Origin of the sequence: Streptomyces sp. NPDC085927 (genome assembly GCF_044540975.1) — a bacterium.
In the GTDB taxonomy this organism is placed as follows: Bacteria; Actinomycetota; Actinomycetes; order Streptomycetales; family Streptomycetaceae; genus Streptomyces; species Streptomyces hirsutus.
This window is the reverse complement of record NZ_JBITSN010000001.1, coordinates 588,587-603,882: the sequence shown is the minus strand read 5'-3', so window position 1 is coordinate 603,882 and position 15,296 is coordinate 588,587. Positions and strand designations below refer to the sequence as shown.

The 15,296-nt window shown below is 71.3% G+C and carries 12 protein-coding genes; 7 read left to right on the top strand and 5 right to left on the bottom strand.

The genetic code is table 11. The features are described 5' to 3' along the window. The first annotated feature begins 139 nt into the window (after positions 1–139). On the top strand, positions 140–814 hold the full coding sequence (locus ACIF80_RS02760; protein ID WP_399798488.1) for an RNA polymerase sigma factor: 675 nt from the start codon (positions 140–142) through the stop codon (positions 812–814). Further along, positions 814–1,920, top strand: a complete 1,107-nt coding sequence (locus ACIF80_RS02755; protein ID WP_399798486.1) for a hypothetical protein — start codon at positions 814–816, stop codon at positions 1,918–1,920. The genes ACIF80_RS02760 and ACIF80_RS02755 overlap by 1 nt, the downstream gene beginning before the upstream one ends. Before the next feature lie 222 nt (positions 1,921–2,142). Here ACIF80_RS02755 and ACIF80_RS02750 read toward each other — a convergent pair whose 3' ends face one another. Beyond that, a complete protein-coding gene (locus ACIF80_RS02750) occupies positions 2,143–3,039 on the bottom strand; it encodes a L,D-transpeptidase family protein (RefSeq protein WP_399798484.1) in 897 nt (298 codons plus the stop codon). 381 nt (positions 3,040–3,420) lie between these two features. Between ACIF80_RS02750 and ACIF80_RS02745 the strand changes: the two genes are divergently transcribed. The 3 genes from ACIF80_RS02745 (at position 3,421) to leuE (ending at position 6,399) form a co-directional block, all read left to right on the top strand. Then, positions 3,421–5,019, top strand: a complete 1,599-nt coding sequence (locus ACIF80_RS02745) for a methylmalonyl-CoA mutase (protein ID WP_399798481.1) — start codon at positions 3,421–3,423, stop codon at positions 5,017–5,019. A gap of 99 nt (positions 5,020–5,118) precedes the next feature. Next, positions 5,119–5,691: a Uma2 family endonuclease gene (locus tag ACIF80_RS02740; RefSeq protein ID WP_399799402.1), complete on the top strand. Its 573-nt coding sequence runs from the start codon at positions 5,119–5,121 to the stop codon at positions 5,689–5,691. A gap of 54 nt (positions 5,692–5,745) precedes the next feature. Next, positions 5,746–6,399, top strand: a complete 654-nt coding sequence (gene leuE, locus ACIF80_RS02735) for a leucine efflux protein LeuE (RefSeq protein ID WP_399798479.1) — start codon at positions 5,746–5,748, stop codon at positions 6,397–6,399. Positions 6,400–6,440: 41 nt separating this feature from the next. Here leuE and ACIF80_RS02730 read toward each other — a convergent pair whose 3' ends face one another. Next, entirely contained in the window at positions 6,441–7,550 is a 1,110-nt protein-coding gene (locus tag ACIF80_RS02730; RefSeq protein WP_399799399.1) for an acyltransferase family protein, read from the bottom strand. A gap of 263 nt (positions 7,551–7,813) precedes the next feature. On the opposite strand from ACIF80_RS02730, the gene ACIF80_RS02725 reads away from it, so the two are divergent. Next, positions 7,814–9,280 carry a glycosyltransferase family 29 protein gene (locus tag ACIF80_RS02725; RefSeq protein ID WP_399798476.1) on the top strand — a complete coding sequence of 489 codons (1,467 nt, stop codon included), beginning with the start codon at positions 7,814–7,816 and terminating at the stop codon, positions 9,278–9,280. Then, the gene (locus tag ACIF80_RS02720) at positions 9,277–11,610 is read left to right on the top strand and encodes a glycosyltransferase (RefSeq protein ID WP_399798473.1); all 2,334 of its coding nucleotides are present in this window, start codon (positions 9,277–9,279) and stop codon (positions 11,608–11,610) included. Before ACIF80_RS02725 ends, ACIF80_RS02720 begins: the two co-directional genes overlap by 4 nt. Before the next feature lie 109 nt (positions 11,611–11,719). Here ACIF80_RS02720 and ACIF80_RS02715 read toward each other — a convergent pair whose 3' ends face one another. From ACIF80_RS02715 to ACIF80_RS02705, 3 genes are all read right to left on the bottom strand, one after another. Beyond that, positions 11,720–12,706 (bottom strand): hypothetical protein, encoded by a 987-nt coding sequence (locus ACIF80_RS02715; RefSeq protein WP_399798470.1) that lies wholly within the window; start codon positions 12,704–12,706, stop codon positions 11,720–11,722. 225 nt (positions 12,707–12,931) lie between these two features. Continuing rightward, entirely contained in the window at positions 12,932–14,269 is a 1,338-nt protein-coding gene (locus ACIF80_RS02710) for a polysialyltransferase family glycosyltransferase (protein ID WP_399798468.1), read from the bottom strand. After that, positions 14,266–15,246: a glycosyltransferase family 2 protein gene (locus ACIF80_RS02705; RefSeq protein ID WP_399798466.1), complete on the bottom strand. Its 981-nt coding sequence runs from the start codon at positions 15,244–15,246 to the stop codon at positions 14,266–14,268. The genes ACIF80_RS02710 and ACIF80_RS02705 overlap by 4 nt, the downstream gene beginning before the upstream one ends. Positions 15,247–15,296: the final 50 nt, after the last annotated feature.

Below are 15,296 nucleotides of genomic sequence, written 5' to 3'. Positions count from 1 at the left end.
GCCTTTCGCGCCAGGCTGCGGCGGAAACATGACCACGACCCGCCCGCGGCCGGAGACCGCAACCATCAATTGAGGAACCACGACGGCGAGAACCCGGTCCGCGAGAGCGGCGCCGGCTTAGGCGCAAAGAGGGTGCGCGGTGCTGGGGGACGACGCGGAGCTGACGGCTGCGGTGGGGGCGGCGCAGGACGGGGACGAGAGCGCGTTCCGGACGGTCTACCGGGCCGTGCACCCCCGGCTGCTGGGGTACGTACGCACGCTGGTGGGCGAACCCGACGCCGAGGACGTGACGTCCGAGGCGTGGCTGCAGATAGCCCGGGACCTGCAGCGGTTCAGCGGTGACGCGGACCGGTTCCGCGGCTGGGCCGCCCGGATCGCCCGCAACCGGGCCCTCGACCACATCCGCATGCGCGGGCGCCGCCCCGCGATCGGCGGCGACGAGACCGAACTGACCGGGCGGCCCGCCGAGTCCGACACCGCCGACCAGGCCATCGAGGCGATGGCCACCGACGGCGCCTTCGCCCTCATCTCGCGGCTGCCGCAGGACCAGGCCGAGGCCGTCGTCCTGCGGGTGGTCGTGGGCCTCGACGCGAGGACCGCCGCCGAGACGCTGGGCAAGCGGCCGGGTGCCGTACGCACGGCCGCGCACCGGGGCCTGAGACGGCTGGCTGAGATACTCGACGGCGCTCCGGAAGCCCATCCGGAATCCGCAGGGGTGCTCGACGCCCTCCCGCCCCCGAGAGAACCACGCCGCCCTGCGGTGACGTCCGCGAGTGTGACGCATATGCGAGCGAGGACGCAGAAGGACATGTGATGGCCGACGAGCAGTACAGGTGGCTGAACCGCGAAACGGCGGAGCGACTGCTGAACGGAGAGTCACCCGAAGCTGCCGACCCGGCCGACCGCGATCAGGCCGAACGGCTCTCGAGCGCACTCGGCGCGCTGTCCGCCCCACCCCCTTCGGCCGGCGGGGAACTCCCCGGCGAGGCCGCCGCGCTGGCCGCTTTCCGCAAGGTCCGCGAGGTCCGCGAGGAACGGACGGGCCAGGCCGCCGAGGCCGTGTCCGCCGTGCCCGCCGCGCACCGGGCCGGGGCCGCCCGAGGCACTGACGTCGGACTGGTCAGGATCGGCGCCCCGTCCGCGGACCGGTCCGGAGCCGGGCGGGCACCCCGCTGGGCGCGCTCCGTGCGCTTCGGACTGGCCGCCGCGCTGACCGTGGGCATGGTCGGCGGTGCCGCGGTCCTGGCCGGTACCGGAGTGCTGCCGACACCCTCCGGAGTCTCCGGCCCCGCCGCCACGGCCACCGCCACCGGCCCACCCGAACGCCCCCTGCCGCCGCACCCGTCGAAGAAGGACACGCCGGGCGGTGCCACGCCCGGGGACGAGCAGGGCAAGCCGTCCGGGGAAGCCGACGGCGGCACAGGGCGGCAGGGCGGACCGGGCACCGGCGCCGACGAGGACGACGGCCCGGCGGAGACCGACGTGAAGACCGGCGACCTCGCGGCCGGCAACGGTCGTGGGAAGCAGATCGCCTCGGCCTGCCGTGCCTTGCGCGACGGCCGCAAGCTCCCGGGCAACCGCAGGCGCCTGCTGGAGGGCGCGGCGGGCGGCTCCGGCCACGTCGGGCCGTACTGCGAGAACGTCCTGGCCCACCACGGCACCGGGGCCGACACGGGCACGGGCTCCGGCCCCGGTCCCGGCTCCGACTCCACGGCGAAGAGGGACGGCGGCAACGACACCGGCAACGGCCGGAACAACAAAGGCAACGGCAACGGGAACGGGAACGGGAACGGCAGCAACGAGGGCGCGGCGAACGGGAACGCCAACGGCAACAAGGGCAACGGCAACGGCGGCAACAACGGCAACAACGGCAACGGCAACGGCGGCAACAACGGCAAGGGTGCCGACAGGCCCGGCTGACCTGCGGGTTTACGGGTGCCTGGCGTTTCCGCCCCGCCGGGTGTGACATTTTCGGCCACCGGGGCGCAGTACTGAGTGAGCCGACTGGTCATCGGCTTTTTGCACCGAGCCGGGTTCCCCCCCGTACCTGTGGCTCGTGCATTCGGCGCGGGCGGGACACGTTCCCCCGGTCCCGCCCGCGCCCTTCTCACCCCTCTGATGCCGCCGGTGCCCGCGCGGCGCTCACCAGTGGACGACGACCTTGTCGCCGTTGCGGACCTGCTCGTACAGCCGGGCGATGGCCGCCTCGTCCCGCACATTGACGCAGCCGTGCGAGGAACCGGCGTAGCCCCGCGCGGCGAAGTCGGCCGAGAAATGCACGGCCTGGCCGCCGCTGAAGAACATGGCGTAGGGCATCGGCGAGTCGTAGAGCGTGGACACGTGGTCGCGGGACTTCCAGTAGACCTCGAAGACGCCGTCGCGCGTCGGTGTGGGGTCGGAGCCGAAGCGGACGGGCAGCGTCGTCAGGGTCCGTCCGTCGACCATCCAGCGCAGGGTGCGGCTGGACTTGCTGATGCACAGCACCCGGCCCGTCCGGCAGCGTGCGTCGGGTGCGGCGGCCGGCTGGCCGCCCATCAGGTACAGCTCCCACCGGCCCGGCTCGCGTGTCATGCCGAGCAGCCGCTGCCAGGTGACGGTGTCGGTCCGCCCGGTCCGCGGCAGCCCGCGCTTGCCCTGGAACCCCTCGACGGCCTCCCGCGTGGGACCGTCGTACGTCCCGGTGGGGCCGTCGAACAACCAGGCGATCTGCCGCAGCCGGGCCTGGAGCTCGCGGATGTCACGGCCCGAGTCACCGGGGGACCACAGCACCCGCGCCGGCACGCTCTCCGGGCGGCCACCGGCGTCGGAGTCCTTGTCCCTCCCGCCGTCGTCGCCCCCGGATCCGGAACCGGAACCCGTATCGGAGGGCGGCTGATACGCCGACGGCGTCCGGCTCGGCAGCTCGATGCGCACCGGAGACCGCCCGTCGCCGTCCGCGTCGACGGGCTGCACGGTGCAGCCCACCGCACCCCCGGCCAGCGCGGCCAGCGCCACGCCCGCGGCAACGGCCCTCGTCGCCGTGCCCGTACCCGTGCCCATGCCCGACCGCGACCGCGACCGGGTCCGTGCCGGTGTCCGTGCCCTCGTCCCCACGCCCGTAGTACGCACGCGAGCCCCCCTCGCCTCACCGGTCCCTGCGTGCCGTCACCGGAGATGCTCCCCGACGTGACCGCTCCCGAACCAGGGGGCATGGTGGTGAGTGACAGGCGGACGGCGGCGGAGGCGAGCGCTGTGAGCGGGGTCCCGGCGGCCCTGTGAGGAAGGTCCCAACGCGCGTCCCTGCACTCGGGGCGCACCCCACGACTACAGTCCGTCGGAAGAGCGGGTCCGTACTGGCGGGCAGGCGGTCCGACCGGTGAGCAACTGACGGTAAACGGGCGAGCGGGCCGAGCAGCGCCGCTCGACGGGAGGCAACACACCATGGCACGCGAGTCGGGAAGTGCTCGGTCCACCGAGAGCGGACTGCCCATCGAACCGGTCTACGGACCGGAGTCCCTCGAGGGCTGGGACCCGGCCGAGCAGCTGGGCGAGCCGGGGACGTACCCGTTCACCCGGGGCGTGTACCCGACGATGTACACCGGCCGCCCCTGGACGATGCGCCAGTACGCCGGTTTCGGCACGGCGACCGAGTCCAACGCCCGGTACAAGCAGCTGATCGCCAACGGCACGATGGGCCTGTCGGTCGCCTTCGACCTGCCCACCCAGATGGGCCACGACTCCGACGCCCCGATCGCCTCGGGCGAGGTCGGCAAGGTGGGCGTCGCCATCGACTCGATCGACGACATGCGGGTGCTGTTCGGCGGGATCCCGCTGGACCGGGTCTCCACGTCGATGACGATCAACGCGCCCGCCTCCCTCCTGCTGCTCCTGTACCAACTCGTCGCCGAGGAGCAGGGCGTCCCGGCCGACAGGCTGACGGGCACCATCCAGAACGACGTACTCAAGGAGTACATCGCCCGGGGCACCTACATCTTCCCGCCCAAGCCCTCCCTGCGGCTGATCGCGGACATCTTCAAGTACTGCCGGGCCGAGATCCCGAAGTGGAACACGATCTCGATCTCCGGCTACCACATGGCCGAGGCGGGGGCCTCCCCGGCGCAGGAGATCGCGTTCACCCTGGCCGACGGCATCGAGTACGTCCGTACGGCGGTCGCGGCCGGCATGGACGTCGACGACTTCGCACCCCGCCTGTCGTTCTTCTTCGTCGCCCGCACCACGATCCTGGAGGAGGTCGCCAAGTTCCGCGCGGCCCGCCGGATCTGGGCCCGGGTCATGAAGGAGGAGTTCGGGGCGAAGAACCCCAAGTCGCTGATGCTGCGCTTCCACACGCAGACGGCCGGTGTCCAGCTGACCGCCCAGCAGCCCGAGGTCAACCTGGTCCGCGTCGCCGTGCAGGGCCTGGCCGCGGTCCTCGGCGGCACGCAGTCGCTGCACACCAACTCCTTCGACGAGGCCATCGCGCTGCCCACCGACAAGAGCGCCCGCCTGGCCCTGCGCACCCAGCAGGTCCTCGCTTACGAGACGGACGTGACGGCGACCGTCGACCCGTTCGCGGGTTCCTACGTCGTGGAGAGGATGACCGACGAGGTGGAGGCCGCGGCGCTGGAGCTGATGGAGCGGGTCGAGGACCTCGGCGGCGCGGTCAACGCCATCGAGCACGGCTTCCAGAAGAGCGAGATCGAGCGCTCCGCCTACCGCATCGCCCAGGAGACCGACTCCGGCGAGCGGGTCGTGGTCGGCGTCAACCGCTACCAGCTCGACGCCGAGGAGCCCTACGAGCCGCTGCGCGTCGACCCGGCCATCGAGGCCCAGCAGGCCGAACGCCTCGCGAAGCTGCGCGCGGAGCGCGACCAGCAGGCGGTGGACACCGCCCTGGCCGCCCTGAAGAAGGCCGCCGAGGGCGAGGACAACGTCCTGTACCCGATGAAGGACGCCCTGCGCGCGCGGGCGACGGTGGGCGAGGTGTGCAACGCGCTGCGCGAGGTGTGGGGGGCTTACGTGCCTTCGGACGCCTTCTGAGCTGGGCCATTACCTCAAATGGGTGATCGAGGATGAAAACGGCACATCCCCGGTTACGCTCGTGGAGGGTGTTCCCGTAAGGAGGGTGCCGTGGCTGTGATGCTGCACGAGTCGTCGCTTGCCGATGCTGCTGACCATCTCTGGGAGGAGCTGCCCGGCCACCGGGTAGAGATCCTCAACGGGAGCATCGTCGTGACACCGCCGCCGGATGGTCCGCACCAGGAGTCGCTGACCTGGCTCATCGAGGAGTTCTCGCGGATCGGAGCCAGGCAGGCGGGACTCGGATACATCGGTGGCATCGGATTGTGGCTGCCGACAGGACCCGACGACTACGCGGTCCCCGACTTCTCCGTGGTCGATGACGACTACAGGGACGCGCTCGTGGAGAAGAACTGCTACGCGCCGCACGTCTTCCGCCTGGTGCTGGAGGTGACCTCCATCAACTGGTCCAACGACACGGCCATCAAGGTCGGGACCTACGCCAAGGCGGGCATCCCGGCCTATCTCATCGCGGACCGCCACCACGACGAGGTCCTGCTCTACACCGACCCGAGGGACGGAAAGTACCCCGACCCCCGGCGCTTCGAGCGGGGCCGGTCCGTCCCCGTCCCGGACTCCGTCGGGATCACCCTCGACCTGTCCGTCGACACCCTCCTGGACGGCGACGGCTGACCGAACTCCGGACAGCCGGATCGGAGTGCCGTACCCCGTGCGACACTCCTTTTCATGTTCGGTGTCATCGATCTCCCCACCTACCTCGCGGGCCTGATCCTCATCGTGCTGCTGCCCGGCCCCAACTCCCTGTACGTCCTGTCCGTCGCCGCCCGGCGCGGGGTGCGGGTCGGCTACAGGGCGGCGGCCGGGGTCTGGTGCGGGGACGCCGTGCTGATGACGCTGTCCGCGGCGGGCGTCGCCTCGCTGCTCCAGGCGAACGCCGTGCTGTTCGGCATCGTGAAGTACGCGGGCGCCGGCTATCTGACATGGCTCGCGATCGGCATGCTGCGCGCCGCCCGGGGCATGTGGCGGACCCGGCGCGAGCAGAGCGGCCCCGAGGCGGTCACGGCCCACGCGGCCCCGATGGAGCGGCCGTACCGCAGGGCGCTGGTCATCAGCCTGCTCAACCCCAAGGCGATCCTGTTCTTCATCTCCTTCTTCGTGCAGTTCGTCGACCCGGCCTACGCCTACCCGGCGCTGTCCTTCGTCGTCCTCGGCTTCTTCGCGCAGATCGCCAGCGTGCTCTACCTGAGCGCGCTCATCTTCGGCGGCACCAAGCTCGCCGCCGCCTTCCGCCGCCGCCGGGCCCTGTCGGCGGGTGCCACCTCGGCGGCGGGCGCCCTGTTCCTGGGCTTCGCGGCGAAGCTGTCGCTGGCCGGCGCGTAGGGACGCGGGGCCGCCCGGCGCACAGCGGGCGGCCCCGGGGGTCAGAGTCGCTCGGACGGCGGCTTGGACAGCCGGGACCGCAGGACCGGTGTCAGGATTTCCTCCACGTACCGGTTCAGCAGCCAGGCCAGCAGCAGCATCGCCGCGACGGTCAGTGCGAAGGTCTCCGCCGAGCCGATGCCGAGGCCGCGGTGCAGCCCGTGGATGACCACCCAGCCCAGGTGCTCGTGGACCAGGTAGAACGGGTAGGTGAGGGCGCCCGCGACGGTCAGCCAGCGCCAGTTCGCCCAGCCGAGCCGGCCCAGTGCGATGGCGGCGACCGCGGCGAAGCCGAGCGTCACGACGAGGATGATGCCGAACGACGTCCGGTGGGAGAAGGCGTCCGCGCTCGGCGCGTGCCACAGGTCCTGGACCGCGTAGTGCTGGCCGATCAGCCAGCTCACCCCGACGATGCCCCAGGCGTACGCGTCCTTGCGGTCGCGGTGGACGAGGTACAGGCCGATGCCGCCGACGAAGAACGGCGCGTACTCCGGCATCAGGACGAGGTCGAGCAGCGGCTCGTCCGCGCCCTCGGCGATCGCCGCCGCCAGGATCCACAGTGCGCAGAAGAGGATCACCCGCTGCCGGCTCGCCCCGGGCATCACCACGAACAGGGCGAACAGCGCGTAGAAGCGGACCTCCGCCCACAGCGTCCAGCACACCCCCAGCACCCGGTCCACGCCGAGCGGCTGCTGGAGCATCGTCAGGTTCACCAGCGCGTCGCTCGGCGAGACCGCCTCGTGGACGACCACCGGCAGGGCGAACACGGCCGTCACCAGGAGGACCGCCGCCCAGTAGGCGGGCAGCAGCCGGGAGGCGCGGGAGGCGAAGAACGACCTCAGCGGCCTGCCCCAGCCACTCATGCAGATGACGAATCCGCTGATCACGAAGAAGACCTGGACGCCGAGGCAGCCGTAGGCGAAGTACTCGTGGAGGGTGGGGAACTGGTCCTTCGGAGAACTTCCCCAGGCGGTGGTGACCTCGCCGCCGCGCCCGCCGTAGTGATAGGCCGCCACCATCAGTGCGGCGAGCAGCCGCAGTCCGTCCAGGGCGCGCAACCGGGGACGTCCGCGCGGCTTTTCCGCCTTTGCCTGCCGGGTCGCTCCGGGCACCGGAAGGGCGAGCGTGCTGGTCAAGGAAAACCCCTGGGTTTCATGATTCCGGCCGGATTCGGCCGCGGGTACGCCAGCACGCTAGTGCGACGGACGGAGAACAACCGAACGCCGGGCCAACCATTCTCCGGCCGGTAGAGACGAGTTCACCTGGGCGTCGTTTTGGCTTTCTAAATTCTCCCGACATCCCCTTGCGCGGAAGAAAACGCAACCCATGCTGTCGCGAAGCGAGCGCGCAGCCGGTTCGGCGAAACAGGAGTGCCATGACGACGGTTCAGAACAGACGGGCACGTGTGCGCGGAGGGGAGCTGGACGACTGTTTGCGTGCCTGCGCGGTGCACAGCGGAAAACTCGTCGGCAGTGTGGACCGCCGCAGGATCGAACTCGCCGAGCAGCTCCGTAAGTTGCTCGTCGTGGTCACGACCGGTGACGCCCCCGCCGCCGCGCCGGCCGCACCGAGCGGTGCCGCAGCCCGCCTCAAGCGGGTCGTCAAGGGTGCCTCGGCCCCCGCCGCGGGCATCCCCAACGAGGTGCTGGACGCCCTGCTCGCCGTCGCCGGCAAGGCCCTGGAGTGCGGCTACGACGACGAGCTGGACCTCGCCCTGGTCATCAGCGACACCGTCCTCGCCCAGCGCAGGAACTCCCGCGCCGGCTGGCGGCTGCGCGCCCGGCTGATGGAGGCCCTCGGCGACGAGACCGAGGCCGTTCCCGCCTACGAGCGGTACCTGGGCCTCACCGACAGCGACGGGTTCGGGGTCTCCGCGAAGATCGCCGGACTGCGTGTCGCCGGGGAGAAGGACCAGGAGCTGCTGGCCCTGCTGCGGCGCCAGTGCCCGCGCGCCGAGCGGTTCGCCGCCGGCCCCGCCACCGACGTATGGGCCGAGGGCCTGGCCACACACGCCGTGGGGGACTGGTCCGAGGCCGAGCCGCGCATGGTGGGAGCGCTCCTCGCGCTGGCCGCCGAGCAGGCGCCGGTCGCCGACCGGCAGGAGCTGCTCGGCCAGTACCTGGAGCTGCGGGCCGCGCGCGGCGACGCCGACCTGACCGCACTCACCGAGGTCCTCGCCCTCTACGCCGAGCAGCGCCGCAACCGGATGCGCGGTCCCGTCGCCGATCCCACCATCGGCGGCGTGCAGTGGATCAGCCTCGGTGAGTTCCGCAACCAGGTGGCCGGCAAGTCCGTCTGCCTCATCGCCAACTCCGGCCGGGTCGGCTCCAGTGCGATGGGAACCGAGATCGACGCCTACGACCTGGTGGTCCGCTTCAACTCGTACCGCATCGACGAGAAGCACACCGGCGGCCGCACGGACATCCACGCCACCATCCACAAGCACGGCTTCAACTGGGACCAGCGGGTCACCACCCGGCTCGTGTTCGGCGGCATCTCCGGCGACTGGAAGTACTCCCTGCGCAACCGCCTGGTGCCCGGGGCCCAGCGGTTCCTCGGCGACGAGTCGCTGCGCTGGCCCGTGCGCACCATCGGCAGGCTCGGCTCCGACGCCTGGTCGGGCATTCCGACCACCGGCTTCAACATGCTGTTCCTGCTGGACTTCCTGGACGTCAGCCCCACCCTCGACCTGATCGGCTTCGACTTCTACGAGAGCGGCGCCTACCGCGTGCCGGAAGCCATGAAGATGCCGATCACCTCCGTGCACGAGTACACCAGCGAGAAGGAGTGGGTCATGCAGCGGGCCCAGCGAGTGACCGACATGAGGATATCCCTGCGATGACCATCACCCCCGGGGCCGCGACCACGGCCCCCTCGACGCCGGCACTCTCGTCGGACGCGCTCACCGGCAAGCGCCGCGTCGCCTTCGCCGCCTACGTCGACGAGAACTACCTGCCCGGCTTCCTCGCCCTGCTGCGCAGCCTCGCGCTGTCCAACCCGGGCGTGTGCGAGGACTTCGTCGTGCTCCACGACGACCTGCGCCCCGGCTCCCTCGCCAGGATCCGCGCCCTGCACCCGCGGATCGTGCTGCGCCGGGTGAACACCGAGCACTACGACACGTACAAGAAGGGCGACCAGGACAACTACCTGGTCCGCAAGGCGTACTTCATCCTCGACGTCTTCCGGCTGCGCGAGTACGACACCGTCATCACGCTCGACACCGACATGGTCGTCCTCGGCGACCTCGGTGAACTGCTGCGGCTGCGCGAGGGCCTGGCGGCCGTCCCGCAGTTCTTCTACGGGCAGCACAAGCTGAACTCCGGGCTGCTGGTCATCCAGCGCGAGTACCTCAGCGACGCGTTCTGCGCCGAGCTGGACGCGACCGGACGCAGCGGCGACTACGAGCTGGACAAGCACGACCAGGGCATCCTCAACGCCGTCCTGGACGGCGGCTTCGTCCGCCTCGACGCCCGCTACAACTTCGTCAAGCGGCGCCTGTCCGGCGACCTGCCGGTCCCCGACGACACCGCGATCCTGCACTTCACCGGCCGCCACAAGCCCTGGCAGGGCGGCGAGGCCGGATACGGCCGGGCGGAGGAGCGCTGGCGCGAGTTCGAGCTGTCCGACGCCGAGTTCCAGGCCGCCTACCTGGCCCGGCCCGGCACCCTCCACCACGACCTGCTGGTGCACCTCGGCACCCCGCACGTCGCACGCACCGGTGACGTCGAGAGCGCCCGCAAGGTGGCCGCCGCGCACATCGCGGCCGGCGACTACCAGGACGCCGTCGACATTTTGAGCAGCGTGCACCTCCCGCTCGACGAGGCCTGGCCGCACGAGGTGCTCGGGCACGCCCTGATGAGCGTCTCGCGCTACGAGGAGGCCAAGGCCCAGCTGCTGCTCGCCGCCGCCGCCCCCAACCGGGCCGCGACCGCCTACGCCCGGCTCGCCCAGATGGCCTGGGTGCACGGCGACGACGCCGAGTCGCTGCGGCACGCCACCGCCGGCATCTCCGTCGACCCCACCCACCGCTCGAGCCGGCTGTGGGTCCAGCGCGCCGCCTCCGTGCCCCAGCAGGAGCTGGGCGGCGCCGAGGACCAGCTGGCGCACGTCGCCTTCTACATGGACCGCCAGGGCAACGCCGGTGACAAGCTGCTGCCGGAGACCGTCCGCCTGGGCTTCGGCCCGGACACCACCTCCCGCCGCTGGCACTCCGTGCACGCCCACCGGCTGTTCGACCAGGCCGCCCTGGAGCGGGTCAACGCCCGGCGCGGCCTGGTCATCGGCGGCGGCGGACTGTTCATCCCGGACACCATGCCCAACGGCAACAGCGCCTGGCAGTGGAACGTTCCCGACGAGCACCTGCGCGCCGTCGACGTGCCGATCATGGTGTACGCGGTCGGGTTCAACGCCTTCGACGGCCAGTCGTACCGGGCCGGGCGGTTCCGCGAGAGCCTCCGCCTGCTGGTGGAGAAGTCCGCGTTCTTCGGGCTGCGCAACCACGGCTCCATCGCCAAGGTGCGGGCCATGCTCCCGGAGCACCTGCACGACAAGGTCCGCTTCCAGCCCTGCCCCACCACGGTCAGCCGCCAACTGGTGCCCGGCTGGACGGACCCGGCCGAGCGCGAGGACACGGTCCTGCTGAACGCCGCCTACGACCGGGCGGGTCTGCGCTTCGGACACGACTACGGGCACTTCCTCGCGGAGATCGCCAAGGCCGTGCGCGGCATCGGCGCGCACACCGAGGTCCGCTGCGTGGCGCACTCGCTGGACGACGAGCGGATCGCCTTCGACCTGCGCCGCGAGCACGGCATCTCGCTGCCGGTGATCCCGATGTACGACTTCGACAACGACGGGATCCGGGACCTGTACGCGAGGACCCGCCTCGTCATCGGCATGCGCGGGCACGCCGGGATGATTCCCTTCGGTGTGGGCACGCCGATCATCAGCCTGATCTCGCACCCGAAGATGGCGTACTTCCTGGCCGACATCGAGCGCCCCGAGTGGGGCGTCTCCGTGCACGAACGGAACCTGGGCGCCGTGCTCACCGAGCGGGCGACCGGCATCCTGGACCGCCACGCGGCGATCGTCGCCGACGTCCACGAGCGTCAGCAGTCGCTGTGGAAGGTCACCGAGGCGAACGCCGCCGACCTGCGGGCGATCCTCGGGGAGTGAAACGGGGCGAGCCCCCGCGGCCGGTCCCGGAACGCCCAGGAGGCTTCGGGACCGGCCGCGGGGGCTCACGCACGCCGCGTGCCGGGTGCTTCACGCCGTGCCCGCGGACTCAGCGGCCCAGGGTCTTCCTCACCAGCCGGGACAGCCGCGAACCGCCGCCGCCGTTCTTCGCCCGGTCCTCGTCGTACGCCTTGCGCAGCTGCTCGAAGTGGTCGGCACGGGTACGGCCGAGGTACTCGTCAAAGACCAGCGGCTCGGCCAGCGACCAGGCCCGCCGGTGGTCGCCGGCGTAGTGGGCGACGTAGGCCTTGGAGAACTCCAGGACCGACTTGAACGGGATGCCGCCGGTGTGGTCGCGGTCGATCCGTTCCTGGACGGCGGAGATGAGCGTCAGCTTCTCGTCGACGGAGCGGGTGTCCTCCGCGATGGACTTCAGCACGTCCCCGGGGATCGGCCGGACCACCTCGAAGGCGAGCGTGAAGCGGATCGGCGGCCCGGCGATCTCGATGTACGGCAGCAGCGCGCCCGTGCTGTGGTGCAGCCACGGCAGCCGGGGGCCGGCGAAGTCCTGGTGCAGGACCACCGAGCCGGGCCGCAGCCGGGTCAGGAACCGCTCGGTCACGCAGCGGAACACCCGGGGGGTCTTGGCGATGTCGATGTGCAGGAACTCGATGGGGCTGGTGTCCTCGGGGTCCGAGGTCTTCCAGAGGTCCCCCGCGTGGATCTCCAGGAACGGCAGGAACGGTTCGAGGCGTCCGCGGAAGTCGTCCAGGAAGGAATCGTCGTCGGCCGGTTTGCCGGAGGCGAAGAACTTCTCCGTCGCGAAGGTGCCCTTGCCGACGCGGAAGAAGTCGTACGCGTGCAGCCGCCCCCGGCGCTCGTCGAAGACGGGGCTCTCGCGCAGTCCGAGCGCGAGGGCATAGGTGGAACCGCCGCCGCCGGATCCCAGTTCGACCAGCCGGTCCTCGCCCGTGAGGTGATGGCGTCCCAGCAGGTAGAGGAACCGCAGTTCCCAGGTGCTGACCTGGGAGTAGGGGATGGTGTCCGGCAGGCGGACATCGTCGAGGAGCGGGTAGAGCCGGCCGAGGTTCGTCATGGATGCCTCACGGGTCGGGTGGCGCCGGAGAAGGGCGGCAAGCGTGGCGATCCTATGAGTGTGATCGCCGGTTCACCATGGAATCCATGGAGGCAACTGGTTGTCGCTCGAGCTTTCCATGGCCTTCGCTCACCGTTCACTCGGGAAGTCCGGTGCCCGCCTGCCGCCTGCCGCCCGGCCGCCCGCCCTGTCCGTCGGCCGGGCGGGCAGGGTGCGGGCGCGTGCTCAGCCGCGGGCCATCGCCCGGCGCAGCCTGCGCGCCCGGCGCGCGACCTTCCGGACCGTGGCGTTGCGCGGCAGGAACCCCAGCTGGGACGGCACCCCGCCGGGCAGCCCGAGGGACGTCAGCCGCTTCTTCTTGAAGTAGCGCCGGGTGCCGTCGTCCAGCCGCGTCGACAGGTAGCGCTCGGCCTCGGGCCGCAGGGCCGGCAGGATCTTCGGCTGCATCGTGAACCCGACGGCCCGTACGAGGTCGCCGAGCGCGTCGGTGTCCATGCGCCCGCGCCCCTCGGCGACCGCCGCCTCGTCCGTCGGCTCCGGCAGCAGCGCGTCGACGATGGTGACCGGGACGCGGTTGCTGTTCTCGAACGGCGTCAGCCGGTCCAGCAGGGTCTCGGTGCCGACCCGGGCGACCGGCAGCCCGTACAGGGCGGACGCGGTCAGCAGGGCGGTAGAGAAGCAGCCGACGACCAGGGCCGGACGCATCCGCTGGTACAGCACCTCGGCCAGCACCGGGGTGTCCACCACGGTGAGACCGACGCCGAGCCGCTCGGCCTCCTCCTCCAGGGTGCGGGTGAAGCGCGCCGGGGCCGTGGGGTGCGGCTTGAACACCACACGGCTGTGCCCCAGCTTCACCGCGCCCTTCAGCATCCGCACATGAAGGTTCTCCTCCTCCTCGGCGGAGAGGATGTTCAGCGCGGACAGGTACTGGCCCAGCAGCAGCGCGGGCTCCGTCACGTCCGGCAGTTCGCCGCCGGTGTCGACCAGTTCGGCCAGCACCTTGGTGAACGCCGGGGTCGCCACCACCTCCGGCGCCACCCCGAACTCGGTGAGCAGCAGCGGCTCGAGCCCCGGCACCAGGTCGAGGTGGAGGAGCCGCTCCACCCGGGTGCCGACCAGCGGGTCGAGCTTGTTGCGGGTGGGGCCGTAGCTCATCAGGCCGTCCGCGTAGACGGTGACGGGCGCGTCGGTGAAGATCTGCGTCACCCCGAGGGCCGGGTGGACCTGGAGGGACTCCACGGCGAGTGCCACGTCGTCGTCGCCCAGGTTCCAGAGCAGCCGCAGATAGCGCTCCCACAGGGGCACGTCCTCCACGCGCGGCGCCCAGCCGCCGGGGTGGAACGGGAAGACGGCCTCGTTCCACGACAGCACGTCGTCGAACCGGGACCGCAGCCGCTCGAACCCGGGCATCCCGTCGACGGCGGGCGTCGTCTCGGGCGTCGTCGCGTTGTTGGAGACCAGCAGGATCCGCCGGCCGGCGGGCGCGAAGCAGCCGGAGTCCAGGGCGGCGGCGAGTGTGGCCGTGCCGTACAGGGTCGACGCCATGAAGATCTGCGTGGTCACGCGGCGACCTCCGCGGCAGGCACGGGGCGGCGGCGGAGCCTCCGCAGCCGGCCGGCGCGCTCGGCGTCCATCGAGCCGAGTGCGTCGTCGAGCACGTCCTGCGGCATGCGCCGCAGTGCGGCGGTGCTCATCGCCTTCAGCTGTCGCGCCACGGGGGGTTCGAACCTTTCGATGGTTCCCAGGTGGTGGGAAATGATGGCGCAGTACGTGCGCACGGCCTTCGGCAGCAGGGCCGCCGCATCGGCGTCCCGCGCGGTCTCCTCGATCACCTGGTCGAACGCGCGGATGAAGTCGAGCTGCCGGACGTCCCCGATCTGGGTGAGCGAGGAGGAGACCCCGCGCCGGTAGAAGACGCCGAGGAGGCCGGTCACCGCGAAGGACTCCGCCTCCCGGTGCAGCTTCCAGATCCAGGGCCGGTCCTCGGCGGTGCGCAGCCCGTCGGTGAAGTGCAGCACGCCGCGCTCGACGAGCCTGCGGTGGTAGATGCCCGCCCAGGCGTAGGCGTAGTCGACGGAGGTGGTCCGGTGGGAGGGGAGGATCGCGTCGCGCGGGTTCAGTGCGACATTGCGCCGGCCGTGCGGGACGCGGTGGACGGCACGGGCCCGCGCGGTGCACTGCACGTGGTCGGTGCGGACGAAGTCGCAGTCCAGCTTCTCGATCGCGGAGACCAGCCGGGCGTAGTAGCCGGGCGCCAGCCAGTCGTCACCGTCGAGGAAGGTCAGGTACTCGCCGCGGGCCCGGTCGATGCCGGTGTTGCGGGCGGTCGCCAGGCCGCCGTTCTTCTCGTGGCCGACCAGCACCGCCCCCGGCAGTTCGCGCTCGGCGCGCGCGAGGAGATCCGCGGTCCCGTCGGTCGAGCAGTCGTCGACGAGAATGAATTCGAAGTCGTCCCGCGCGTTGGCGCGCAGACTTCGCAGGGCATCGGGGACGTATGGGCGCACGTTGTAGAACGGCACGATGACGGAGAGCTTGAGCACGTCTTCGACGTTAGGTGGCGGCCCGTCATTCGTCTTTACCTGAACCTTGA